Origin of the sequence: Chryseobacterium mucoviscidosis (genome assembly GCF_002177115.1) — a bacterium.
Taxonomy (GTDB): domain Bacteria; phylum Bacteroidota; class Bacteroidia; order Flavobacteriales; family Weeksellaceae; genus Chryseobacterium; species Chryseobacterium mucoviscidosis.
The window spans coordinates 17,303-40,167 of sequence record NZ_MVAG01000114.1; the positions used below are offsets into that span (position 1 = coordinate 17,303).

Genomic DNA, 22,865 nt, shown 5'->3' on the forward strand with positions numbered 1-22,865 from the left:
AGAAATAGCGAGTGCGGAAAGCGCGAAAAAGCTCCAAAAAAAAACAAAAAAACCGCTCATTGCTGAACGGTTTTGGTTGTATTTAAAAATTGTGATTACCAGATTTTAATTCTTTCTGCCGGTTTTTTGTACAATTTGTCTCCTTCTTTCACATCAAACGCTTTATAGAAAGCATCAACATTGGTTAAAGGACCGAAACTTCTGAAATATCCCGGAGAATGCGGGTCTGTTTTTACCTGATTGATCATGTATTTTTCGCTGGATAAAGTTCTCCAAACGGTTGCCCAGCTCAGGAAGAATCTCTGATCCTGTGTGTAACCGCTGATAACTCCCGGATTTCCTTTGTCTTTTAAATACATCTGAAGAGCATCGTAAGCGATGTTTACGCCTCCTAAGTCTGCAATATTTTCTCCGTTGGTAAAGGTTCCGTTCACAAAAGTTCCTTTTACTGGCTCGTATTTGTCGTACTGTGCGGCAAGAGCTTTTGTTGCTTTTTCGAAGTTGGCTTTATCTTCAGGAGTCCACCAGTCTACCAAGTTTCCGTCTGCATCGAACTGTGCACCAGAATCATCGAATCCGTGGCTCATTTCGTGACCGATAACCGCACCGATTCCTCCGAAATTCACGGCAGCATCTGCTTTAGGATTGAAGAAAGGCGGCTGTAGGATTGCAGCAGGGAAAACGATTTCGTTGTTTACCGGGTTGTAGTAAGCATTTACAGTCTGCGGCGTCATTCCCCATTCTGTTTTATCTACCGGTTTTCCGATTTTAGCTAAATCTTTGTTATACTGCCATTCTGCTATATTCTGAAGATTAGCATATAGATTTCCACCTTTTGATTCCGGCGTGATGGTTAATTTGGAATAATCTTTCCATTTGTCCGGATACGCAACTTTTACCGTGAACTTATTCAGCTTTTCCATTGCCTTTTCCTTCGTTGTAGAAGACATCCACGTTAATCCGTTGATGTGAACCGCGAAGCTTTTCTTTAAGTAATCGATCAGTTCAACCATCTGCGCCTTAGCTTCTGCAGGGAAATATTTTTCAACGTATAATTTACCGAAAGCTTCTCCTAAAGATCCGTTAATTAATTCGTAACCTCTCTTATTTAAAGCTCTCTGCTCCTGCTGTCCTCTTAAATATTTGCCATAGAAAGCGAATCTCATGTCACCTAATTTTTCACTTAGGTAAGCCGCGCTTCCGTGGATCATGTGGAATTTAAGATAATCTTTGATCACAGGAAGATTCTGCGTATTAATGAATTTATCTAAATTTTTGTAATACCCTAATTCTCCGATAATTACTTTATCTGTATTTACGCCAACTGCTTTAAGATAAGCCGGAAGGTCTACATTTTTCACCAAAGCTGAAAGCTGAGCCATTGTTTGCGGATTGTACTGAAGCGTATTATCTCTACTCTGCTCGTTGGTTAAATATGTTTTTGCGATGCTTTTTTCGTAATCTACGATACCTTTTGCGGCAGCATCAGCGTTTTTATATCCTAATTCTTTTAACATAGAAGCAACATATTTTGTATATTCTGCTAAAGCTTCTGTGTTTTTTTCGTTTACTTTCTGATAGTAATCTCTTCCAAGACCTAAAGATGCGTCACCAAGATAGACAACGTTCATTTTAGAGTCTTTAAGATCTGCATCTACTCCCCATCCGTAGAAGTTGTTTTCTCCTTCTTTGGTTACAGAGATTAAATATTTCTGAAGATCTCCAACAGATTTAATGGCATCAATTTTATTAAGATTTGCCTGAATCGGTTTGATACCGTCTGCATTTCTCTTCGCAATGTTCATGTACGTAGCGTACAGGTCCTGAATTTTCTTGCCTTCTGTTCCGTCAGCAAACTTATCTTTCAGAAGAGAGTTCAGAATCGTCATTGAATTGTTGTCTGTATCTTCAGCCAGTTTGTTGAAACTTCCCCAAGTTGGTTTATCGGAAGGAATTTTGGCAGTTTTCATCCATGTTCCACTTACATAGTTATAAAAATCATCTTGAGGACGTACTGATTTATCCATCAGGCTAAGGTCTAAACCTTTGTCTGTAGCCTGAGCGTTCACGGTTTGTGAACAAATTCCTCCTATTAAAAGCAGAGAAAGCGTTAATTTTTTCATTATAATTACAATTTATACAATAAGTGTAACTTTTTTTTATTTCGTTACTTTTTATGAAAACAAATTTAATTAATTATTAAGATCTGTTTATATTTTAATTTTTAATTTGAAAATCTCTTCTTATCAGTCTTTGTATTTCGAAATTAAGTGAAACGCCTTTGTCTATTTTTAGTTAGGCAATTTAATATTAAAAAACGTTGTTTACCCTTGCGATAATTTAAACGCAATGCCAGACAAGGAATTATTAAAAACTCTGTTTAAAAATTTAAGATAAACTAAGGCGTTTCACTTATTTCTGAAAGACAACTTTTTTACAATCATTAATTTAAGACGTTGCAATTTCTTTTACATTTCCGGTACGTTTTAAAAATCCCCAGGTCTGCATTTCGCCTTTCAGTGCTTTTCGGAGACTTCTGAACAATACAATATACATCAGCCAGCGATATCCGAAACGCTGCGGAATCACATACAGCAGGTTTACCAATTTCTCTCTCTGCATGATGAACGCAATAAAAGCCAGCGACGCATCCACCAAAAGGAAAATTAAATAGTAACTGAATATTTTTCCCCCGTTTCCTGACAATATTCCAAAAAACATAATGACATCGGCAAGCGGTGAGAAGAATGGAATAATGTACTGAAAGAGTAAAATATTCGGCATTGCCCAGAGTCCTAAACCTTTGTATTTCGGGTTAAGGAAAGTCTGTCTCTGTTTCCAGAACATCTGCATGATTCCGTACGTCCATCTGAAACGCTGTTTTAAAAACTGTTTTACGCTTTCCGGAGCTTCTGTCACGGCAACTGCACGGTTTTCGTTGGCAACGGTGTACCCTTCTCTTAAAATTTTAACGGTAATATCGCAGTCTTCGGCTAAAGTGTCGGAAGAATATCCGCCAACTTCTTCAATTACAGATTTTCTGAAAGCTCCGATGGCACCGGGAATTACAGTAATTGCATTGATATTCGCATACGCTAAACGATCAAAATTCTGGCTGGTTGCATATTCAATGGACTGCCATTTTGTAAGCCAGTTTACGGTATTTCCCACTTTTACATTTCCTGCCACGGCTGCGATTTTTTCATCCGGATCTGAGTTTAAAAATCTTGCAATTAAATACTTTACGGCATCTTTTTCCAGTTTTGTATCGGCATCTATGCAGATCACATATTCCGCATCGGTTTGTGAAATCCCAAAATTCAAAGCAGTTGCTTTTCCGCCGTTGGTTTTGCTGAAAATTTTCAGTTTCGGATGATCAGAAAAGGACTCTTTCGCTTTTTCATAGGTTGAATCTTTGCTTCCATCATCCACCAGAATAATATTGAAATTGGGATAGGTCTGTTTTAATAAATTGTTTAATGATGAAATAATGTTGACTTCTTCATTGTACGCCGGAACAATAATGGAAACCTTCGGGTAAGATTCCAAAACAGGAAATTCTCCTAATTTTTTTTCTTTTTTTCGTTCTTTAAATGCCCAGAATAACATAATGAGCAATCTGATGAGTCCCAATGCGATAAAAATGGTAAACAAGGCTACTAAAAAGTGACTGATTTCGTAAATAATGGTTGCCAAAAGCAGATTAAGCTGCATTACGTAATAGGCTCTTGTTTTTGGAACGTAAGGCATCAGTTCCGCTTTGTTTTTATGCAGAATACTGGCAAGATTGGTAAAATGATATCCTTGTTTCTGCAATGTCGGGATTAAAACTTTCAACGCTTTTACGGTTTCTTCACGGGTTTCACCTCCTGCATCGTGAAGGAGTATGATGTTTCCGCGTTCGGCTTTTACACCTGCTAAAACACGTTTTACAATTTCATCGGCTTTTATTCCCGGCTGCCAGTCTTCGGGATCGATGTTTTCACCAATATCAAGATAATTCTGCTGTCTCGCCAATGCAACCGGAACAATTTCTTCTGAAGTTGTTGGCTCAGAATCAGCATTGTAAGGCGCTCTGAACAGAATGGTACTGTGTCCTGTGATACATTCGATCAATAATCTTGTCAGTTTCATTTCCAGTAAAGCTCTTTCGGGGCTTACTTTTGCCACATTTTCATGGGTAAATGTATGATTGCCAATTTCATGACCTTCTCTGTAAATTCTTTTAACCAAAGGAAGGTTTTTTTCGGCATTTAATCCTACCAAAAAGAAGGCAGCCGGAACATGATATTTTGACAGTATGTCTAAAACCTGCGGTGTGTAGGTTTCATCGGGACCGTCGTCGAATGTTAAAACCAGTTCTTTCTGTGGAGCTTCTCCGTATTTTTTAACTTCGTAAGAACTGGGATAGGTTATATAATTTTCATCGGTAATGATTTTTTCTTTGGGATCAATCTCAAGGGCAATTTTTCCGTCATGAGGGGTATTCAGAACATCCAAAACTTCGCCGTCACCAATGTAATCGACCATCGTCTGACCTTTTACATTCTCAAGGGTTTTTAAATTTAATTTTGATAATCCTGCAAACGTAAGATCTTTATCGTAAAAATTCCAGATCCGGCTGTCTTCGCTTCCCAATCTCCAGAGCGCTGTTCCGGCAAGAGGATATTCTGAAGAAAAGCGCATCGTATTAAAAATAGAAGCCGCATCGTTGAAAAATACAGTGTGTGTATTGTTTTTAGAATCTGTGTAAGAGTAATTTAAGTTAAAAGTATTGTCGTCGAAATTAATTTTCGCTTTGCTTGCACTCGCTTTGGTGATTGCCTGCATATACGTCACGGAATTATTCTGTTCCTTGTCTGTACTCCAGTCGTATCCGTAAGCTCCCAAACCTAAAATGATTTTGTTAGGGGAAGTTTTGGCTAAAATTTTTCCGGTCTGTGCTTCGATCCATTTTTGAGAGGAAACGGGTCCTGCATCGCTTTCAACCGCATATTCATCATACGCCATTAATATGAAATAATCTACGTAAGGATTTAATTTCCGGATATTGTAATCGTCGTTATCTACCATAATATCCATGGAAACCAATAATTTATTCTGCTTAAATGTTTCGGAAAGCTCTTTCATGAAAGCGATGAGGTTTTCATCAGAATCCAGATTCATATCTTCAAAGTCGATGTTGATTCCTTTAAAATGAAGTTTCCGGCATTGCAGGGTTAATTTCTGAATAAGCTGGGTTCTTTTTTTCGGATCTTTCAGCACTTTTCCCAATCCTTCAGAATGGAATTCCTGCTCAAAGTTATTGCTGAGAATCGGCATTGCGGCAACTCCTGTTCTTTTAATGACTTTATATCCTGCCGAATCCACATTGGTTTTCAGATCACCGGTTTTCGGATCGAGGAAAAACCACTCCGGAAAAACAAGGTTGATGTGTTTAATGTTTCTTTTTAGGGACATTAAAGACTGCGGATCCCACGCAACATAGAATGCAGAACGTATTCCGCCCGGAAACTGTGCCCAGTTTCTGTTTTGGTTTTTAAGTCTTTCGGCTCTTGCTTTTTCAATTTTAGCAAGGTTGGTGTGCATTGTTTTTTCGGAAATGAAACTTCGGAATCCTTTGTATTCTTTGGAAATTCTGTTTTCCTGAAGGTAAGGTTTGCTCGCTGTAATAACGGCTTTGTAATCTTCTTTAAAAGGAATTTTTGGGCTTCTGTCCCATTTCATCATAAGACCGAGTGCCAGAAAAAGCAATATGGCAATGAAGATAAAAATTCGGCTTCCCCACTGAACATTTCTCCAGCGTTTTTTGCTGTCAGTCTGAAAAATTTGCTTTGAGTTTTCCACGATTTTGATATTTTTCTCATGAACGTCAAAAACCGTGAAAAACCTATGCAGAATTAATTAAAAAAAAATTAAAAAATTAACTGATTCTGAATCAATTATTCACCAGAAGGGCAACAAGATCCTGAATGACTTTCTGTGCTACAAAGTGCATAAAATCCAGCCGATCAAGATGCGGCATATACAATTTTGAAGTCACTTCCTGATCTTTAATTCTGATGGTGTAAAAAACAGTTCCCACTTCCTTTCCGTCCTCACCTTTTCGGGGACCTGCAACTCCGGTTGTAGACAGAGAAATATCTGTATTGAAGAGTTTCTGACAGCCTTCTGCCATTTCCGCAGCAACCTGCTCACTTACGACCGTAAATTCTTCTACGGTTTCTTTTTTTACTTTGAGAATATCGATCTTTTTTTCTGTAGCATAAGAAACAATTCCGCCTAAAAAGTAATTTGAGCTTCCGGAAACAGAAGTAATCATTTTTGCGAGTTCTCCGCCTGTACAGCTTTCAGCGGTAGATAAAGTCAATTTTTTATCTGTTAAAATATCGGCAAGGATTTTTTCTATTTTATCCTGTGAGGTAGCAATTACATGATCTTCCAGCAAAGGAAGAAGTTTTTGAATTTCGTCTTCCAACTGTTGCTGCAAAATACTGTCGTCCTCTCCGCTTGCAGTGAGTCTCAGTTTAACGCGGGTTCCTACAGGAAGATAAGACAAAGAAAGGTTTTCCGGCAAGGCAAGTTCCCAGTTTTCAATTTTGTCTGCCAGAATACTTTCGGGAATTCCGACTACGGAAACAATTCTCGTGGAAAGGTAATGCAGACTGAATTTATCTTTTAAATAAGGAACAATCTGATCTTTAATTAAAGGTTTTACTTCATAAGGAACTCCGGGAAGACTGAAAAGCAGTTTTCCGTTTTCTTCCATCATCATGCAGGGTGCAGTTCCGTTATGGTTCTGGAACACTTTGGATTTTGTAGGGACAAAAGCCTGTTCGCGGTTTCTTTCCAGAATTTCTGTTCTTCCGCGTCTTTCCATATATGCTTTCAGATGAGCGAAAGTTTCTTCGTCTAAAGCGATTTCGTCATTAAAAAATTCGGCAATGGCTTTTTTGGTTTTATCGTCTCTTGTAGGACCCAAACCTCCGGTTGTTATAATGATATCTCCCAGATCAAACGCAGAAGAGATGGTCTTTTTAATGGTTTCAATCTGGTCTGAAATGGTAAAAATCTGTATAACTTTTATCCCAATATTTTTCAGTTCGGCAGCAATAAAGTTAGAATTGGTGTCTACGGTACTTCCTGAAAGGATTTCGTCACCAATGGTGATCAGAACGGCATTTTTCATATAATAAGGTCGAAAAAAATTTTTCTATACAAATGACGGAATTTTCCCTGTGACGGGCAATATAAATTGATTTTTTCTATTTTTGGATAAAATTGTTTAAAACTATCATTCAATATGTCTAAATATGATGATGCTTCATGGCATTACGGCAGCGATTTTCCTGAAGAACTTCCAATAAAAAACGGAGCAACCCACACCGGAATGTTTCTGAACTGGTGTATTAATAACGATTTCATCTCGGAAGAATTTAAAGAAGATCATGAAGAAGAAATTCAAAGCTTAAAAAGAAGAGAAATTACCGGCGCTGAATTCATTGTGGATTTCATGGACGGAAAGTTTTCTGAATATGATCTGAACGAAACAGGAAATGCTTTTGCCCATGATTATTACAAAGACGACACGGATTTCGGAAACCGATTCAGCTCTTTTGCAGATGATTATGTGAATTTATTCGATACAAAAGCGGAAGAGAATGATTACGAATATGAAACATTTTATCACATCGAAGATACGTACGAAAATTACGATCTCATGAAGCAGGTTATCGATTATCGTTTTGAGGAATGGAAAGAATATAAAGGATTGGTTTAAAATAAATATCAGTAAAATAATCGTCTAAACTTTTTTACCGCAAAATATGTAAAAGATTTAACCCTTTAGTTGTTTAAGTTTACTACTTAAATGGAAAAAAGAGCACATAAGTTTAAAAAAAAATCAAATATTTTTTCTCTTTGCTGACTTCTGAAATACTTTAAATTTAAATAAATCCAATAAAGTCTTTTGTATCTTTTGCGGTTACATTTAAAATGAGTTTAAACTTAGTTTTAAACTGCACTGTTTTCCACACCGCTCAAATGTTTTTTCTTGAAAGCGGAAGGCGTTTCTCCGATATATTTTTTAAATAATTTATTGAAATATGAAAGGCTTTCAAAACCTACCTGAAAACAGACTTCTGTAACGCAGTGGTTTTGGAGCAATAATAATTTCGCCTGATTGATCCTGTAATTATTGACAAAATCTGTAAACGTCATATTCGTCTGTTTTTTGAAGTAACGGCAAAATGCAGGCGTGCTTAGATTCACGTTTTCTGCGATAATATTGACGTTGGGATTTTGGTCATAATTTTCATGAATATAATCGTAAATAGTTCCCATCCGGATTTTATCATTTAAAAACCACTTGATGCGGGTGTCTTCAGTATTCAGTTCTTTTACTTCTTCGGAATCTGCAAGAATCTGTAAAATCTCAATCAGCCCGACAAAAGCATGAAAAGAATTTTCGTTTTTTATCTGGTGTAGTTTTTCAACGACCTTCTGTTTGGTTTCTCCGGAAAAGGATAATCCCAGATAAGAACGTTCCAGCAGTTTTTTAATGTTTTCAAATTCCGGAACGGGCATAATGTATTCCTGAAGAAAATTTTCACGCATCTGCAAAACCATCTGTCTGCATTCGGTCTGAATTTTATAATCAAAATTAAGGTGAGGAACATTGGAACCGATGAGCAATAGATCGCTGTCTTTGAAGTCTGAAATATTTTTACCGACGTGACGGATTCCGTTGGACGCTTCTACGTAAACCAGCTCTATTTCAGGATGATAATGCCAGAAGAAACAGTTTTTAAGGGATGGTGAAAACAGCTTAAAAGATTTTCCATCTTCAAATTCAATATTTTCTTTCTGAATTTTCATTATGTTCTCTTTTGATTAATATTTAATTCAAAATTAATTAAAAAAGTTAATACAGAGCAAAAAAGAGTCATCTCCGTTAAAGTATAAATGATTATTTCTATCGATTTTTGCACTTTAAAAGAAACAATAAATTATTCAGGATCGTTAAAAGGATTTTAAAATGAAGATAGATAAAAGAATAATACCGTTGGCAATAGGCGGTCTGGGAATCGGAACCACCGAATTTACCATTATGGGGCTGCTTCCCGATATTGCAAGAAGTTTACAGATCAGCATTCCGGAAGCGGGACATTTAATCTCGGCTTATGCTTTCGGAGTGGTTGTAGGAGCTCCGATTTTAATTGGATATTCTGTGAAATTTCCGCCAAAAAAGGTTTTGATAGTTTTGATGATGATTTTTACCCTGTTTAATGCATTATCGGCAATTGCTCCGGATTATAACACGATGATGATCATCCGTTTCCTTTCCGGACTTCCGCATGGAGCTTTTTTTGGAGTGGGAACCGTGGTTGCTACCCGATTAGCCGCAAAAGGTAAAGAAGCATTCTATATTTCGCTTATGTTTACAGGACTTACGGTTGCGAATCTCGCGATGGTTCCGCTGGTAACGTATATCGGTCATGCATTTCACTGGAGATGGTATTTCGCCATTGTTGCTGTGATCGGGTTATTTGCCTTATTATTTTTAAAACTCTGGCTGCCTATGCTTGAAACCAACGAAAATACTCACTTCATGGAAGAAATGAAATTTTTGAAGAAAAAGCAGTCATGGATGGTTTTGATGATTACTGCGATTGGTTTTGGAGGATTATTTACATGGTTCAGTTATATTACGCCTTTAATGACCATTGTTTCAGGAATTAAAGAAAATCAGATGGCATATGTGATGATTCTCGCCGGAGCCGGAATGGTTGTAGGAAATTTAGTCGGCGGATATTTGTCTGACAGACTGAGCCCTGAAAAGACCTGTGTTTTATTACTTTTCTTAATGATGAGTTCTTTAGTGGGCGTATTTTTCCTTTCAGAATATCAAACGGTTTCATTGGTACTGACGTTTATCTGCGGCGCACTGTCGATGTCGGTTGCTGCACCCATTAATATTATGATGATGAAGGCAGCTCCTAAGAGCGAAATGATGGCTGCTGCTTTTATGCAGGCCGGATTTAACTGTGCGAATGCATTGGGAGCGTTTTTGGGAGGTATTCCTTTAGAAAATGGTTATTCCTTCAATTATCCTTCTTTGGTAGGTGTAGGAATGACGTGTATAGGATTGATGATTGCATTCCGATACAAACAGTTATACAGTTCACGAAAAACGGAAGAAAAAGAAATTATAGCAGAATGTGTTTCCTGCGATCAATAAAAGAATCGGCAGTTTCCTCCGGAAACTGCCGATTTTCATAATTTGTAGTTTTTAGAATTTAAATGTGCATCCGCAAACGCTCATTTTGCCTTCTACAACAGTAGTCCATTGTCCGTTCCATGTTCCTCCGTAAGACGCACAGATGGATGGGCAAACTTCTTTAGCATCTTCGTCGCTCCAGATAGGACCGGCCAAAACATCTAAAGTGTACTCGGAGTCGCCTGTAGGCTGAGTATTAAGCTCAACTTCGATAACGCTCATCTGTCCTTCAACAATGGTAGTCCATTGTCCGGTAAACTTTCCTAAGTGTGCTGCCGCGATACGCGGACCTAATTTTTGTGCTTCGTCATTGCTCCAAAGTGGTCCCGCAATGATGTCTAATTTGAATGTTGACATAATTTTTAGTTTTTTGTTTGTTTAACATTACAAATGTAGTCACAATAATGAGAAATATTCTACGTAGAATGTACCAAATTGATAATTAGGTATTTATACTTACAGTTTAATTTTCAGATCAATAAAAAAGACTGCCTTAAAAAAGACAGTCCTCCGTTGTTTTTATAATAAGCAGATTACGCTTCTACTTCATTCCCGTTTTTGCACCAGTACATTGCATTGTAAAGGTTTCCTTTCGGGAAGGATTTGAATTCTCCCGGCATCAGTACGCTGAAGATTTCAGTGAAATTCTGTACATGCTGATTATCCGTTAGAATTGCAGCCCTGTTCCATTTGGTTAGATTTTTTAGTCCTAAAAGTGCATCTTCTAACCATGCACCGGCTGTAAAATTATCCAGATCTGTGTCAAGATACATCAAATAATTCAGTTCTCCAAATTGCTCAATCTTTGCTTTTACACGAGGAAAAACAAGATTTTCAAAATCCTCTTTCGTCACTTCTCCTGTTGCGTTGAATGCTGCAACATTTTCCGGAGCCTCTGGAATAATCGTTATCATATTATTATTTTTAATGTGGTTTGATTGAAGGGTGAAAACAAATATTAAACCAATATTAATTTAAGATGAATAAAAGGCTTAATTATTGTTAAATTAGAGAAAAATATTACGATGAATCTTAAATCTAACGAACCTTTCTGGCTTTTGAAAAACGGATTGATTTCTTCTTATCCTTCTTTAAAATCCAATGAAGAATGTGATGTGCTGATTATCGGAGGCGGCATTACAGGAAGTTTAGCAGCTCACCAAATGATGTCTGAAGGATATAAAACAATCCTTATTGATCAACGCGAACTCTGTAACGGAAGTACTTCAGCAACTACTTCCATGCTTCAGTATGAAATAGATTTTCCTCTTTTCGAACTTATTGAAAAAATAGGAAAAAAAGGAGCTGTAGCAAGTTATAAGGCATGTTCGGATTCTATTGATAAGCTTGAAAAGTTAGCCGGTGAAATTAAGTCGGATTCAGGATTTAAAAGAAAAAAATCTCTGTATTATGCTTCCAAGAAAAAGGATGTTGCATGGCTGAAGAAAGAATTTAACGCAAGAAAAGACGCTGGTTTTAAAGTAAAATGGCTTGAAAGTGATGAGGTTTCAAAACAGTTCGGATTTGAAAATACATATGGCGGAATTCTATCTGAACAGGGAGCAAGTATTGATGCTTTTAAGTTTGCACATGAATTATTTAAGGTAAATGTAAAGAAAGGGTTACAAATTTTCGACAAAACAGAAATGACAGATGTTGAGTATTTTAAAGGATATAATTTAATTACAGTGGATTCCGGTTTTCAGATCAGGGCTAAAAAAATCATTTACTGCATCGGCTATGAAAGTAAAAGTCTTATTAAAGAACATTTTGTGAATCTAAAAAGCACCTATGCCATTGTTTCGGAAATTGATCCAAAAAAATTTAAAAACATCAACAATACGCTGGTCTGGAATACCGATGAGCCTTATATGTATATGCGGACAACGGATGACGGAAGGCTGCTAATCGGAGGCGGCGATGAAGATTTTTATGATGCTGAAAAACGGGATTCTCTTTTAAATAAGAAAGAAAAGGAGATTTTAAAAACGTTGAAGAAAATAAAACCCGATTATTATTTCTACACAGATTTTGTCTGGGCAGGAACTTTTGGCGAAACTAAGGATGGGCTGCCTTATATCGGGGAACATAAGGATTTTAAAAACTCTTATTTCATATTGGGTTTCGGAGGAAACGGAATTACGTTTTCGGTTACCGGAATGGAAATGGTTTCTCAATTTATGAAAGGTAAAAAGCATCTGCTTTCAAAGTATTTTAAATTTGGGAGATGATTTCTGAAGTTTTCATGAATTCGGCGGAGGCTTCGCCTCCGCCGAATTCATGAAAAATCCGCGGCAATTTTTGCCGCGGATCACCACACTCAAAATATTTGTTGTCGGAACTTTGAAAACAACATTTCTTCTTCATTCAACTTTAATGGTTATTAGTTTTTAATCACTTTAGATATTTAAATTTAATTTCTGCTGATAATGAGTTACAGGCTATAACCATTTTTCTTTGCCAGTTCCAGAACAGACCTTTCAATTGCTTTTCCAAGATCATCGGCTTCAGAATTTCCTCGTTTTTTCATTTCGGCATCAATGAAATCCTGTCTTTTCTTGGATAATTCTTCAATTTCTCTCTGAATTTTCTGTCTCTCGGCTGATTTTTCGGCAACCGCTTTTTTAATTTCCTCTTTGCTTTTGCCTTTCAATTCAGCAGGAAGCTCTTCCGCTTTTACGTCCGACATAAAGTTCACATCCTTTTCAGCGCGGTCTACCAAATCCCAATGATCGTTTTTATAGGCATTTTTCTTGGATTTTGCGACCGTTCTTTCCACAGCGTTGGAAACCGACTGCACTTCGGCATTTTTGTCCTGAAGCATCTGTTTGGCTTTAAATTCCGAACCGTGACTTCCGTAATAAATGTAGGTGTCATTCAGCTTGGCGTTGCATTCTGAAATTCTGACATCATAGGGAGTTTCTATATAAATTACTTTCTGGTCGCTGTCGATATTGAAATACTTTCCATCGCCCAAAGAAGAGCCGTTTTGCCAGAAAGTCTGTATTCCTTCATCGCGGCTTCCGCAGAAAATTGTGTTGGTGTAAATATTCTTTCTCTTCGCAGTTGGAATCACTTCTTTATAGCTGATTTTTCCCTGATCGAAAGGCTCGTTTCCCGCAATATAGATCAGCTTCATACTTTGATTATTGTCATCCCATTTCAGATTCATTGAAGCATCACGGATTACCGCTCCGCAATATTCACTTCCGCCGTTGGTTCTCAAAGCAAACAGTTTTTCCGAAACCAGATCCAGATCCTGAGTAAGCGGAGTTACCTGTCGGATGTAATTTTCATCTCTGAGACCATCATTTCCGTATTCATACAAAGCAATTTCCACTTGGGGCGCTTTGCCGTTGTATTTTAACGTCGTTAAAGTATTCACGATGTTCCAGAGTCGGGATTTCGCCTGATCGATCAGTCCGTCCATACTGTTGGAAGTATCTAAAAGCAAAGCAACCTGAATTTTATTTTCTTTGATACTCTTTTCGGAAGATGAATTGATATTCTGAACCATTGTTCTCTGAACGGCGGGTTCTTTACACTCAAATTTTGAATTTTGTGCTGTTAATAAAGCAGCAGTTCCTATTGCTAATGTTAAAATTTTAAAAGCTGTCATGATTTTGTGTTTTAAAGGATTTCGTATTTTGTTTTAATGCTGTATTTCAGCTTGATATTATCAATATTTTCAAAAGAATAATCAACATTAGAATCTGCTGCCTCAAGCTGGATATTGGAAACTTTAGCTCTGAAGTTCATCGGCATCATCATATCACTGGTATAATCTTCAATTTCTATGATCTCAAGCGGCGTTCCGGTTCTCTTGCCCATACTTTCCAGAAGATAGTCGGCTTTTTCTTTTGCCGCTTTCAGCGCATTGATTTTTACGGTTTTTCTGAAATCTGTAATTTTTGTATTTTTAATTTCTGAAATATTGATGCTGTTGACCCACTTTTGATTCAGGTTTTCAAAAAGATTTCCCATATCGGTCTTATTTGTTACCTTAAACTGAAGATTCTTAGTGAAAATTTTCGTTTTGGAATAAATATTCTGATACATCGATTTGAATTTGATGTCTTCGTTTTTTACGCCGTTGCTTTTCAGGATTTCAAAAAGCTGTTTTTCGTTATCGGCAAGCTGATTTTTGTTATCTCCCTTAATTCCTACATTGAAGATAATTTCATCCGGTTCTACTTCCATTTCTGCAATTCCGGTTACTTCAATGAAATTTTTCTTTATTTCCTGTGCGTTGATCATACCTCCTATCAGAAATAATCCGATCAGTAAAAAATGTCTCAGTTTCATAATTTTCTTTTTTTAATTTTAAACTTCTAGAGTAAAATTACACCGATTTAAAACTGAAAATCGGGAGACTTGGTGAAATGATGGTTTGGCTTGGTGAAATCAAAAAAAATTGGAAATGATGATTATTTTAGCGCAATGTTCGCAAATATTTTCATTGAAATTACTGTGAATATTCTTCGTTCGCAAAGGCACTGCGCTCAGCAAATGATAGCTGAAACTATTGTTTTGTGATGAATATAAAAAAACAGTCCTGAAAAGAACTGTTTATCTGTTGGTAAGAATAATTGATTTTCCGCTTGGCGTGACGAGTTTTTTCACCTCAGAAAAAAGTTTGGTTCGGATGATGAGCTCATCATCATTTTCTGAAATGGTGTAGGTTTCGGAAGTTGCAAACGCATCGTCGATATCGTGCTCAAAAAGTTTGGTAGAACCGGACTGATCTACCGAGTAAAAATCTACTTTGTAATCATTAAGTCCGGTCTGGTAAAATTTGTAAACAATTTTTTCATTGAGATCGCTGGAAATGATCTTGGTTTCAATGAAATTGTTTTGTTCAAGAAACGAACAACTCTGCAAGAATAATACAGGTAAAAGAAAAAAGTAAAACTGTTTTTTCATAGTCATGTTTGGTTTTAGCAAAGGTATATATTGCTAAATGGTTGATTGTTAACAGAATCTCAATTTTCATATTACATTTTTTTCATATAAGAGCTGATAAAGAATTGAAATTACCCAAAAGATCTAATAATAGGATCTTGTATTATGTCCGGATGAATATTTTAAGGCGATATTATAAATTCTCTTCAGATCTTCATCGTTTTTATCGCAGAAAGACTGATAATAACTGATGATGTTTTGCATGGATTTTTTGCTATTTCCCATATTGGTTTGTGAAAAATCTTTTGCTGCTTTTTTGAGTGCTGTCGTCATTTTAGCAATCTGAAAATTTTTCTTTAATTCTTGTTGAGTTGTTTCCGTCATTTCATCATATTCTTTTTTAGAAGAAATATTTTTCACTTCATCATTCTTCTCATAAACCAAAGAAGCCGTAATTGAAGAATTTTCTAATTCATTTTTCTCAACTTCCATCAGGAAAATCTGGGTTTGTCCGCAATCTAAATTTTCAAGTTCTACTTCTATTTGATGATTAGAAGTATATTTTGGCTGATAACCGTAAAATGTTTTAATTTTCATTCCTTCAGGAAGATCGATCGTTAGTTTCGGCTTTTTTCCAATATTGTATAAAAGGCTTTCCAATTCATCTTTAAACGTCTTTTGAATATCTTCTTCAGCATCTCCGATGAAATAATTGGAGCCTCTTCCATAAGTGGCGATTCTCCGTAACAGATCAAAATCCAGTTGTTGCCCGACTCCGATGGTACTGATGTCTATTCCTTTATCGTTAAATTCTTTCGACTGTTTAAAAATTGTTTCAGGATCGGTAATTCCGGAATTTGTCATTCCGTCGGTAAGAAGAATTACTTTGCTGTTGTAGTCTTTGGTATTGTGTTTTTGTGCTTCCGAATAGCCCATCATCATTCCTGAATGAATATTGGTGGAACCCGAAGGATAAATACTTTCAATAATGGCATCTAAATTTCCGGCAACATCTTTTATTTTTGATGATTTTAAAACAAGATTGGCAGTATCATCAAATTTTACAATGGAAATGAGATCTTCGGGTTTCAATCCTTTTACAAAAACTTTCAGTGCCGTTTTTACTTTTTCAAGTTTTCCGCCACCCATAGATCCGCTGTTATCAATGACGAGAGAAACATTTACTTTGTTGGAGTTTTCTCTACCCGATACATTTTGCGTTGCAAGACCGATTTGCAGTAAAAAATTGTCGTCCGAATTCAGAATTGTATTGTCATAATCAATGCTTAAAGCCACTTCATTTTTCTTCGGAATTTTAATCTGATGTTTGTGGTAATTCATAAAATCTTCTACAATAATCGTGTTTTCATTAAGAAATCCACTTTCATTTGCGCTGGAAAGACCGTTGCTCACCGTATGGGAAACAGAGCCTGAAGAAACTCCTAACTGCGCTTTTGAGATATTGAAAAGAAATGTTGAAGAGAAAAGGTAAACTAATGTACTTCTGTTTAGAAAAGATAAATTTTTCATGATGATTAAATTTGAATTATGCCACAAACTTAGCCTCATAAATCCCGCAGAAAATACGAAACTTGGTGAATGAAGAATTTCACTTGGTGAATAATTTTTTGCACATTATATATATGTATATCTTTGTTTTATGAAAATGTGCCATCTTTTCGCCATCTTTTGTTTATTCATCTTTGGGAATATTTTTTATGCTCAAAGCAACAAAACTGTGGAAGATATTCAGTTTCAGACGAAGAAACTGAAGAAAGCGGTCGATACAAAAGACGAATCTTCACAGGCAGATTCTTACTACAACATCGGAGAATCGTTTTTCAACAACGGGAACTTTCAGAAAAGTGAAGAATATTACACCAAAGCCAAAAATATCTACGAAAAATTAAACGACAAACCGAATATTGAAAAGGCAAGCCGAAAACTGGCACAGTCTCAGGAAAAGCAGAATAAAATTTCTCCCGCCATCAGCAATTACAACAGAGCGGCAGAAGTAAGTTATTCTAAAAGCCGTGCCTTGAATTCCAATGACGTGACGAGACTTTCCGTCAATTCTGCGGAAGCTAAAGAAGAAGCCATTCAGAACAATATTCAGCTTAACGAGAAGGAAAAAGACAAAGGAGGCGAACTGGCTGCAAATTACACGCAGATGGCGGATATTAATATTCAGCAGAATGACATTCCGAAAGCGGAGGTTAATCTTACAAACGCCTATAAAATTTCTAAAAAAGAAGCGCCGCAACAGGCACTGGAAATCAACCAGAAATTGACGGATTTTTACGTTGAAAATAAAAATTTCGACAAAGCGATTGAAGCAAAAAAGACCGTTTTAAAAGAAGATTTCGTTAAAGAAAATTCTAAAAAAGAAGTGGAACAGATTCAGGAGCTTGCCGATATTTACATCAAAAAAAATGATCCGAAAGAAGCCATTGATTTGTTAAAAAAGTCTTACGGAATTGCGCTTGAAAAAGGTCATACTTTGGAAGCACAGAAAAGTGTAAAAAAACTCGACAGTTTGTATAACGTTTCTGAAAATACGGATGCTTCGGTAAAATTATACCGTGATTTTCTCGGAAAACTGCCGGATCTGGTTTCAAAAGACAAAAGTCTGGTCGATGAAAAAATCCTTGAAGATACCGAACAGCGAATTGCCCAACTGGAAAAGGAAAAACAACTGAAAGATGAACTCATCCGCAAGAAAAATGTCTTTAATTACAGTTTGATTTTTGCATTGATTGTTTTAATCGGATTGATAATTTTCATTTTCAGAACCCTTAAAAAAGTGCAAATCAAGAATAAAAAAATCGCTTTGCAGTCGCTGCGCCGCGAAATGAATCCGCATTTTATTTTTAACAGCTTAAATTCTGTGAATCATTTTATTGCCACCAATAACGAACTGGAAGCCAACCAATATTTAACTAAATTTTCTAAATTAATGCGCGGCGTGATGGAAAATTCCACCGAAGATTTCATTCCTTTTCAGCAGGAGCTGGATCTGTTGCAAAATTATCTGGCTTTGGAAAAAACACGTTTTGCCGATAAATTTGATTATGAAATTCATGTAGATGAAAGCCTGAACACGCAAAGTCTCAAAGTTCCGGGAATGCTGGTTCAGCCATTTTTAGAAAACGCAATATGGCATGGTTTACGTTACAGAACAACCAAAGGATTTTTAAATTTAAGTTTTGAAAAAGAAAACGAACAGCTCAAAATAACCGTTGAAGACAACGGAATCGGGATTGAGGAAAGCAAAAAGCAGAAAACCGAGCATCAGAAAGCCAGAAAAGGTCGCGGAATGAAAAACACTCTTGAAAGAATCGATCTGCTGAATGATCTTTATAAAAAAGAGATTTCCTGCACTGTGAAAGATAAAGAAAACAATTCCGGTGTTTTGGTGATTTTGAAATTGAATTTAATGTAACCACTGAATGAAGAGAAAAATTTTAGCCTTTGTATTTTTAATTTCATCTTTCATGATGTTCGGACAGGAGATCAATTCTTCCCGTTTTGAAACTATTGTTAAAGCACTGAAAATAAACAGATCACAGATCAGAACAGAATTTTACGCAGAAAAGAAAATGCCGAATGAGAAAGATTCTTACATCGTTGTATTGCCTATTTTAGATGGACAGGAGGACGAAGGAATGTACACTGTAAGAAATTATATCCTGATTACTGACGAAAAAGGCAATATTAAAAATAAGTATTACGATCCCGAAGAAATTACTTCGGATGCGATTGGAATAAGCGGAATAACAATTGATACGGGTTTATATACAGTCAGTAAAGACATCCGTGCTTTCGGAATTAGAGTCAGCTTCAGAGGACAAAGCCAGCCGAATCCTTATTCAACAGAAGAGCTTTCTCTTTTTTACAGGGAAAACGGAAGCCTGAAAAAAATTCTGAACAGATTCGAAGTGTATTCGTACGGCGGAGAATGGGACACAAGATGTGCAGGAGAGTTTCATGAGATCACTTCCACAATAGATCTCGACAAAAAAACAACCGCTAATTTTACAGATCTTATCATCAAGACACAAAATATAAGCAGGAGAACACAACTGATAAAGGGCGATTGCAAGGACTTTGAAACCTCAAAAACAACCTACAAAACTTTAAAATTCTCCAACGGAAAATATCGATAGTTTTTTTCCGCAACCTAAAATCTTCCACCTAAAACCTAAAAGTATGAAAATAAAAGCTGTAATTGTAGACGATGAACTTATTGCAAGAGATGTTCTGAGGAATTATCTCACCAAATACTGTCCGCAGATTGAAATTTTGGGTGAAGCGGAAAATATCAAAGAAGCCGTTCCGCTAATTGCCGAAAAACAGCCTCAACTGGTTTTTCTTGACGTTGAAATGCCTTTCGGAAATGCTTTTGATGTTTTGGAAGCGACCAAAGAATTTTCCTACGAAACGATTTTTATCACGGCATTTTCACAATATTCTTTACAGGCTCTTAATAAATCGGCAAGTTATTATATTTTAAAACCAATTGACATTCAGGAGCTTATTTTAGCGGTTAATAAAGTGGCAGAAAGTCTGGAAAGCAAAGAAGAACTCAACCGTAACAAAATCCTCCTCGAAAATTTAAAGTTAAAACCCGAAAAACAACAATTAATTCTCCCGACTTTGCAGGGTTTCGATGTGGTGAAAACGGAAGACATTGTAAGACTTCAGGCGGATGGAAATTTCACGCAGGTGTATCTTACAGATGGTTCCAAAAAAATGGTCTGCCGTTTTTTAAAGCATTTCGATGATCTGCTGGAAAATCCTTTTGTAAGAGTTCACCGTTCACACATCATCAACACAAGTTTTGTAAAATCTTACCACAAAAGCGGAACGGCAACACTTTCCGACAATACCGAAATTGAAGTTTCCGGAAGTTTCAAAGACAATTTTCTGAAAGTTTTTTCTTGATTTTTGGGCAGCTTAAAACTTCGTTTGTAAACTTCGATAAAAGCCTTCACTTTTCTCTCATTTATGCCTTCCGCTCCCGCTTTTTTGTTTCACAAAAAGAGCTCCGCTCAAGTCGGGCTGCAAAGATTCAACATTAAAAGAATTGACTTATCCCTTTTACCAATAAAGGCTTCGGCAATCTTCTTACAATGTTAAAATATTGCGGTTAGTATTAGAGATGTCACCCTGAGTTTGTCGAAGGGATTATTAGAAAACTTCTTACCAATCGTTCAGGCATCATTTTTGAACTTTTCATAATCACTAAAAAAATATTTTTTATTATGAAGACTTTTCAGAAAATAGCCATCCCTGTTTCTTTGGGTATTTTGGGACTATTTATTCTCAATTCATGTTCCGTAGGAATTCCAAAAGGAGCAACGGCTGTGCAGAATTTTAATGCAGATAAATATTTGGGAACATGGTATGAAATAGCCCGTTTCGATTACAAATTCGAGAAAAACATGGATAATGTAACCGCAACCTACTCTAAAAACCCGAACGGAACAATAAAAGTGGATAACAAAGGCTACAACTACGTTAAAAAAGAATGGAAAGAATCTATTGGTGAAGCACGATTCGTTGGAAAAGAAACGGAAGCACGTCTTAAAGTATCGTTTTTTAAGCCGATCTGGGCAGGATATAATGTTGTAGATATCGACGATAATTATCAGTACGCTTTGGTAATGGGAAACAATCTTGAATATCTGTGGATCCTCTCCCGAACAAAAGAGATGCCAGAAAGCATCCGCCAGAGATTTTTAGAAAAAGCAAAAAATGTAGGTTATAATACAGATAAACTAATCTGGGTTAAACATAATTAATCTGAATTAAAATATCAGACAAAATAAAAATCGCTCCGAAAACAGAGCGATTTTTTATTTTAATGAATATGTTTTTCTGCGTGATAAGAACTTCTTACCAAAGGTGAACTTTCAACATGCCTGAATCCTAAACTTCTTGCAAAATCCCCGAATTCATCGAACTCTTCAGGAGTAATGAATTTCTTTACAGGAAGGTGTTTTTTTGTAGGCTGCAAATACTGTCCTAAAGTAATTACATCTACATTTGCATTTCTGATGTCTTCAATCGTCTGGAAAACCTCATCTTTCGTTTCTCCCAAACCAAGCATTACGCCAGTTTTTGTTCTTCTCTGTCCTGCTTCTTTTAAATATCTTAAAACCTCAAGGCTTCTTTCGTATTTTGCCTGAATTCTCACTTCTCTTGTCAGACGTTTTACCGTTTCCATGTTGTGAGAAATTACTTCAGGAGCTACATCTACCAACCGGTCGATGTGTTTTGTGATCCCCTGAAAATCCGGAATTAAAGTTTCCATTGTGGTTCCCGGAGAAATTCTTCTTACTGCATTTACGGTTTCTGCCCAAAGAATAGATCCCATATCTTTCAGATCATCACGGTCTACAGATGTTAAAACAGCGTGCTTGATCTTCATTAATTTAATGGAACGTGCCACTTTTTCAGGTTCGTCCCAGTTTACATCCATCGGTTTTCCGGTTTTTACCCCGCAAAATCCGCAGCTTCGGGTGCAGATATTTCCTAAAATCATGAAAGTAGCTGTTCCTTCTCCCCAACATTCGCCCATATTCGGACAGCTTCCGCTCTGGCAAATGGTATTTAATTTATATTTATCAACCAAAGTTCTCAGTTCTCGGTAGTTTTTTCCGGTAGGAAGTTTCACACGAATCCATTTTGGTTTCTGAACGGTAGTATCCTGAACTAAATTCTCCATTTATTTCTCAAATTGAGGTTCAAAGTTAGTGATTTTTTTATCGAAACAATCAAAGACAGGCATTGATGAAACATATAATTCAGTAATTTTAAACTATAAAATATCTTATGAAAAGCACATTCTGCATTCTAGCTCTTATTTTCAGCACATTCTGTTTTGCGCAGAAGGAATTTCAGCCGAAAAATTCAAAGATCAATGAAACTGTTGAGGGTGATCTTGACGGAGATAAAATCCCTGAAAAAGTAATAGTCTATGATATTCCGACCAACGGCGATTCCGGAGATCTCCGCGAAATTCAGATTCTGAAGAAGGTAAATAATAGATGGACTGTTTTGGAGAAATCCCAAAAAGCAATTCTGGGCAGTAAAGACGGTGGAATGATGGGCGATCCGTATCAGGGAACCGAAATAAAAAACGGAATTCTGGAAATTAGCCATTACGGCGGAAGCAGCTGGAAATGGGGTGGTACAGACAAGTACAGATTTCAGAACGGTCATTTCGAGTTAATCGGCTTTTTCTCTGAAAGCGGAAAATCTGAAGAATATTGGACAACAGTAGATTTTAATCTTTCCACAGGTAAGATCATTTATGAAAAGGAAGTCGTTAACAAAAAAGAATACGGAAATTCGAAGAAAGAAGTTTTCATTAAAAAAGGAATGAAAATCAATCTGCAAAACAGAAATCAGGAAAAAAGAAGAGAAATTCTGATTCCCAAAACAAAGGAAAAGATTTATATCTGATGATATTAAAGTAAAAAAGCACCTCTTTGCAGAAGTGCTTTTTTAATAAATTTGTTTAAACTTTTTTACCACAAAAGAAGCAAAAGATTTAAATACTTTAGTTTCTTAAGTTTCATACTTAAATGAAAAAAAGAGCACATAAGTTTTAAAAAATCAAAGATTTTTTCTCTTTGCAGACTTTTGAAATACTTTACATAAATCCAATAAAGTCTTT

19 protein-coding genes are annotated in these 22,865 nt (G+C 36.4%); 8 read left to right on the forward strand and 11 right to left on the reverse strand.

The features are described from left to right. Positions 1-95: 95 nt before the first annotated feature. The 3 genes from B0E34_RS09690 to B0E34_RS09700 form a co-directional block, all read right to left on the reverse strand. Positions 96-2,123: a M13 family metallopeptidase gene (locus B0E34_RS09690; protein WP_087709036.1), complete on the reverse strand. Its 2,028-nt coding sequence runs from the start codon at positions 2,121-2,123 to the stop codon at positions 96-98. Between the two features lie 325 nt (positions 2,124-2,448). Continuing rightward, positions 2,449-5,847 carry a trifunctional glycoside hydrolase family 18/polysaccharide deacetylase/glycosyltransferase family 2 protein gene (locus B0E34_RS09695; RefSeq protein ID WP_087709038.1) on the reverse strand — a complete coding sequence of 1,133 codons (3,399 nt, stop codon included), beginning with the start codon at positions 5,845-5,847 and terminating at the stop codon, positions 2,449-2,451. 91 nt (positions 5,848-5,938) lie between these two features. Beyond that, positions 5,939-7,189: a CinA family nicotinamide mononucleotide deamidase-related protein gene (locus tag B0E34_RS09700; protein WP_087709040.1), complete on the reverse strand. Its 1,251-nt coding sequence runs from the start codon at positions 7,187-7,189 to the stop codon at positions 5,939-5,941. Between the two features lie 114 nt (positions 7,190-7,303). On the opposite strand from B0E34_RS09700, the gene B0E34_RS09705 reads away from it, so the two are divergent. Then, entirely contained in the window at positions 7,304-7,780 is a 477-nt protein-coding gene (locus B0E34_RS09705; RefSeq protein ID WP_087709042.1) for a DUF7832 domain-containing protein, read from the forward strand. A 233-nt stretch (positions 7,781-8,013) separates the two neighbouring features. Here the strand turns inward: B0E34_RS09705 and B0E34_RS09710 are convergent, their stop codons facing one another. Next, positions 8,014-8,877: an AraC family transcriptional regulator gene (locus tag B0E34_RS09710; protein WP_087709044.1), complete on the reverse strand. Its 864-nt coding sequence runs from the start codon at positions 8,875-8,877 to the stop codon at positions 8,014-8,016. Between the two features lie 160 nt (positions 8,878-9,037). Here B0E34_RS09710 and B0E34_RS09715 point away from each other — a divergent pair, with 160 nt between their 5' ends. Next, positions 9,038-10,240: an MFS transporter gene (locus tag B0E34_RS09715; RefSeq protein WP_185117454.1), complete on the forward strand. Its 1,203-nt coding sequence runs from the start codon at positions 9,038-9,040 to the stop codon at positions 10,238-10,240. A 51-nt stretch (positions 10,241-10,291) separates the two neighbouring features. Here the strand turns inward: B0E34_RS09715 and B0E34_RS09720 are convergent, their stop codons facing one another. Both B0E34_RS09720 and B0E34_RS09725 read right to left on the reverse strand, forming a co-directional pair. Then, positions 10,292-10,636, reverse strand: a complete 345-nt coding sequence (locus B0E34_RS09720; protein WP_087709046.1) for a mannan-binding lectin — start codon at positions 10,634-10,636, stop codon at positions 10,292-10,294. Positions 10,637-10,812: 176 nt separating this feature from the next. Then, positions 10,813-11,193, reverse strand: coding sequence for a SpoIIAA family protein (locus tag B0E34_RS09725; protein WP_087709048.1), 381 nt, complete (start codon positions 11,191-11,193; stop codon positions 10,813-10,815). A 111-nt stretch (positions 11,194-11,304) separates the two neighbouring features. On the opposite strand from B0E34_RS09725, the gene B0E34_RS09730 reads away from it, so the two are divergent. After that, the gene (locus B0E34_RS09730; protein WP_087709050.1) at positions 11,305-12,510 is read left to right on the forward strand and encodes an NAD(P)/FAD-dependent oxidoreductase; all 1,206 of its coding nucleotides are present in this window, start codon (positions 11,305-11,307) and stop codon (positions 12,508-12,510) included. A 203-nt stretch (positions 12,511-12,713) separates the two neighbouring features. On the opposite strand, the gene B0E34_RS09735 is transcribed toward B0E34_RS09730, so the two are convergent. The 4 genes from B0E34_RS09735 to B0E34_RS09750 all read right to left on the reverse strand — a co-directional run bounded on the left by B0E34_RS09735 (position 12,714) and on the right by B0E34_RS09750 (position 16,711). Further along, positions 12,714-13,898: a VWA domain-containing protein gene (locus tag B0E34_RS09735; protein WP_087709052.1), complete on the reverse strand. Its 1,185-nt coding sequence runs from the start codon at positions 13,896-13,898 to the stop codon at positions 12,714-12,716. An 11-nt stretch (positions 13,899-13,909) separates the two neighbouring features. After that, positions 13,910-14,584, reverse strand: a complete 675-nt coding sequence (locus B0E34_RS09740; protein ID WP_087709054.1) for an SIMPL domain-containing protein — start codon at positions 14,582-14,584, stop codon at positions 13,910-13,912. Between the two features lie 264 nt (positions 14,585-14,848). Next, complete coding sequence (locus tag B0E34_RS09745; protein ID WP_087709056.1) at positions 14,849-15,202, reverse strand: hypothetical protein; 354 nt, start codon at positions 15,200-15,202, stop codon at positions 14,849-14,851. 123 nt (positions 15,203-15,325) lie between these two features. Beyond that, on the reverse strand, positions 15,326-16,711 hold the full coding sequence (locus B0E34_RS09750) for a vWA domain-containing protein (protein ID WP_165762971.1): 1,386 nt from the start codon (positions 16,709-16,711) through the stop codon (positions 15,326-15,328). A 208-nt stretch (positions 16,712-16,919) separates the two neighbouring features. On the opposite strand from B0E34_RS09750, the gene B0E34_RS09755 reads away from it, so the two are divergent. The 4 genes from B0E34_RS09755 to B0E34_RS09770 all read left to right on the forward strand — a co-directional run bounded on the left by B0E34_RS09755 (position 16,920) and on the right by B0E34_RS09770 (position 20,985). Then, the gene (locus B0E34_RS09755; protein ID WP_228423047.1) at positions 16,920-18,623 is read left to right on the forward strand and encodes a tetratricopeptide repeat-containing sensor histidine kinase; all 1,704 of its coding nucleotides are present in this window, start codon (positions 16,920-16,922) and stop codon (positions 18,621-18,623) included. A 7-nt stretch (positions 18,624-18,630) separates the two neighbouring features. Continuing rightward, complete coding sequence (locus tag B0E34_RS09760) at positions 18,631-19,347, forward strand: PA3715 family protein (protein WP_087709072.1); 717 nt, start codon at positions 18,631-18,633, stop codon at positions 19,345-19,347. Between the two features lie 43 nt (positions 19,348-19,390). Then, a complete protein-coding gene (locus tag B0E34_RS09765) occupies positions 19,391-20,125 on the forward strand; it encodes a LytR/AlgR family response regulator transcription factor (RefSeq protein ID WP_087709074.1) in 735 nt (244 codons plus the stop codon). A 320-nt stretch (positions 20,126-20,445) separates the two neighbouring features. After that, complete coding sequence (locus B0E34_RS09770) at positions 20,446-20,985, forward strand: lipocalin family protein (protein WP_087709076.1); 540 nt, start codon at positions 20,446-20,448, stop codon at positions 20,983-20,985. Between the two features lie 59 nt (positions 20,986-21,044). Here B0E34_RS09770 and lipA read toward each other — a convergent pair whose 3' ends face one another. Next, positions 21,045-21,911 carry a lipoyl synthase gene (gene lipA, locus B0E34_RS09775; RefSeq protein WP_087709078.1) on the reverse strand — a complete coding sequence of 289 codons (867 nt, stop codon included), beginning with the start codon at positions 21,909-21,911 and terminating at the stop codon, positions 21,045-21,047. A 107-nt stretch (positions 21,912-22,018) separates the two neighbouring features. On the opposite strand from lipA, the gene B0E34_RS09780 reads away from it, so the two are divergent. Beyond that, positions 22,019-22,651: a hypothetical protein gene (locus B0E34_RS09780; RefSeq protein WP_087709080.1), complete on the forward strand. Its 633-nt coding sequence runs from the start codon at positions 22,019-22,021 to the stop codon at positions 22,649-22,651. Positions 22,652-22,865: the final 214 nt, after the last annotated feature.

What these genes read in the sequence shown, in the direction of transcription:
- B0E34_RS09690 (WP_087709036.1), bottom strand. Translation starts at nt 2,123, where the DNA reads ATGAAAAAATTAACGCTTTCTCTGCTTTTAATAGGAGGAATTTGTTCA.
- B0E34_RS09700 (WP_087709040.1), bottom strand. Translation starts at nt 7,189, where the DNA reads ATGAAAAATGCCGTTCTGATCACCATTGGTGACGAAATCCTTTCAGGA.
- B0E34_RS09705 (WP_087709042.1), top strand. Translation starts at nt 7,304, where the DNA reads ATGTCTAAATATGATGATGCTTCATGGCATTACGGCAGCGATTTTCCT.
- B0E34_RS09710 (WP_087709044.1), bottom strand. Translation starts at nt 8,877, where the DNA reads ATGAAAATTCAGAAAGAAAATATTGAATTTGAAGATGGAAAATCTTTT.
- B0E34_RS09715 (WP_185117454.1), top strand. Translation starts at nt 9,038, where the DNA reads ATGAAGATAGATAAAAGAATAATACCGTTGGCAATAGGCGGTCTGGGA.
- B0E34_RS09720 (WP_087709046.1), bottom strand. Translation starts at nt 10,636, where the DNA reads ATGTCAACATTCAAATTAGACATCATTGCGGGACCACTTTGGAGCAAT.
- B0E34_RS09725 (WP_087709048.1), bottom strand. Translation starts at nt 11,193, where the DNA reads ATGATAACGATTATTCCAGAGGCTCCGGAAAATGTTGCAGCATTCAAC.
- B0E34_RS09730 (WP_087709050.1), top strand. Translation starts at nt 11,305, where the DNA reads ATGAATCTTAAATCTAACGAACCTTTCTGGCTTTTGAAAAACGGATTG.
- B0E34_RS09735 (WP_087709052.1), bottom strand. Translation starts at nt 13,898, where the DNA reads ATGACAGCTTTTAAAATTTTAACATTAGCAATAGGAACTGCTGCTTTA.
- B0E34_RS09740 (WP_087709054.1), bottom strand. Translation starts at nt 14,584, where the DNA reads ATGAAACTGAGACATTTTTTACTGATCGGATTATTTCTGATAGGAGGT.
- B0E34_RS09745 (WP_087709056.1), bottom strand. Translation starts at nt 15,202, where the DNA reads ATGAAAAAACAGTTTTACTTTTTTCTTTTACCTGTATTATTCTTGCAG.
- B0E34_RS09750 (WP_165762971.1), bottom strand. Translation starts at nt 16,711, where the DNA reads ATGAAAAATTTATCTTTTCTAAACAGAAGTACATTAGTTTACCTTTTC.
- B0E34_RS09760 (WP_087709072.1), top strand. Translation starts at nt 18,631, where the DNA reads ATGAAGAGAAAAATTTTAGCCTTTGTATTTTTAATTTCATCTTTCATG.
- B0E34_RS09765 (WP_087709074.1), top strand. Translation starts at nt 19,391, where the DNA reads ATGAAAATAAAAGCTGTAATTGTAGACGATGAACTTATTGCAAGAGAT.
- B0E34_RS09770 (WP_087709076.1), top strand. Translation starts at nt 20,446, where the DNA reads ATGAAGACTTTTCAGAAAATAGCCATCCCTGTTTCTTTGGGTATTTTG.
- lipA (WP_087709078.1), bottom strand. Translation starts at nt 21,911, where the DNA reads ATGGAGAATTTAGTTCAGGATACTACCGTTCAGAAACCAAAATGGATT.
- B0E34_RS09780 (WP_087709080.1), top strand. Translation starts at nt 22,019, where the DNA reads ATGAAAAGCACATTCTGCATTCTAGCTCTTATTTTCAGCACATTCTGT.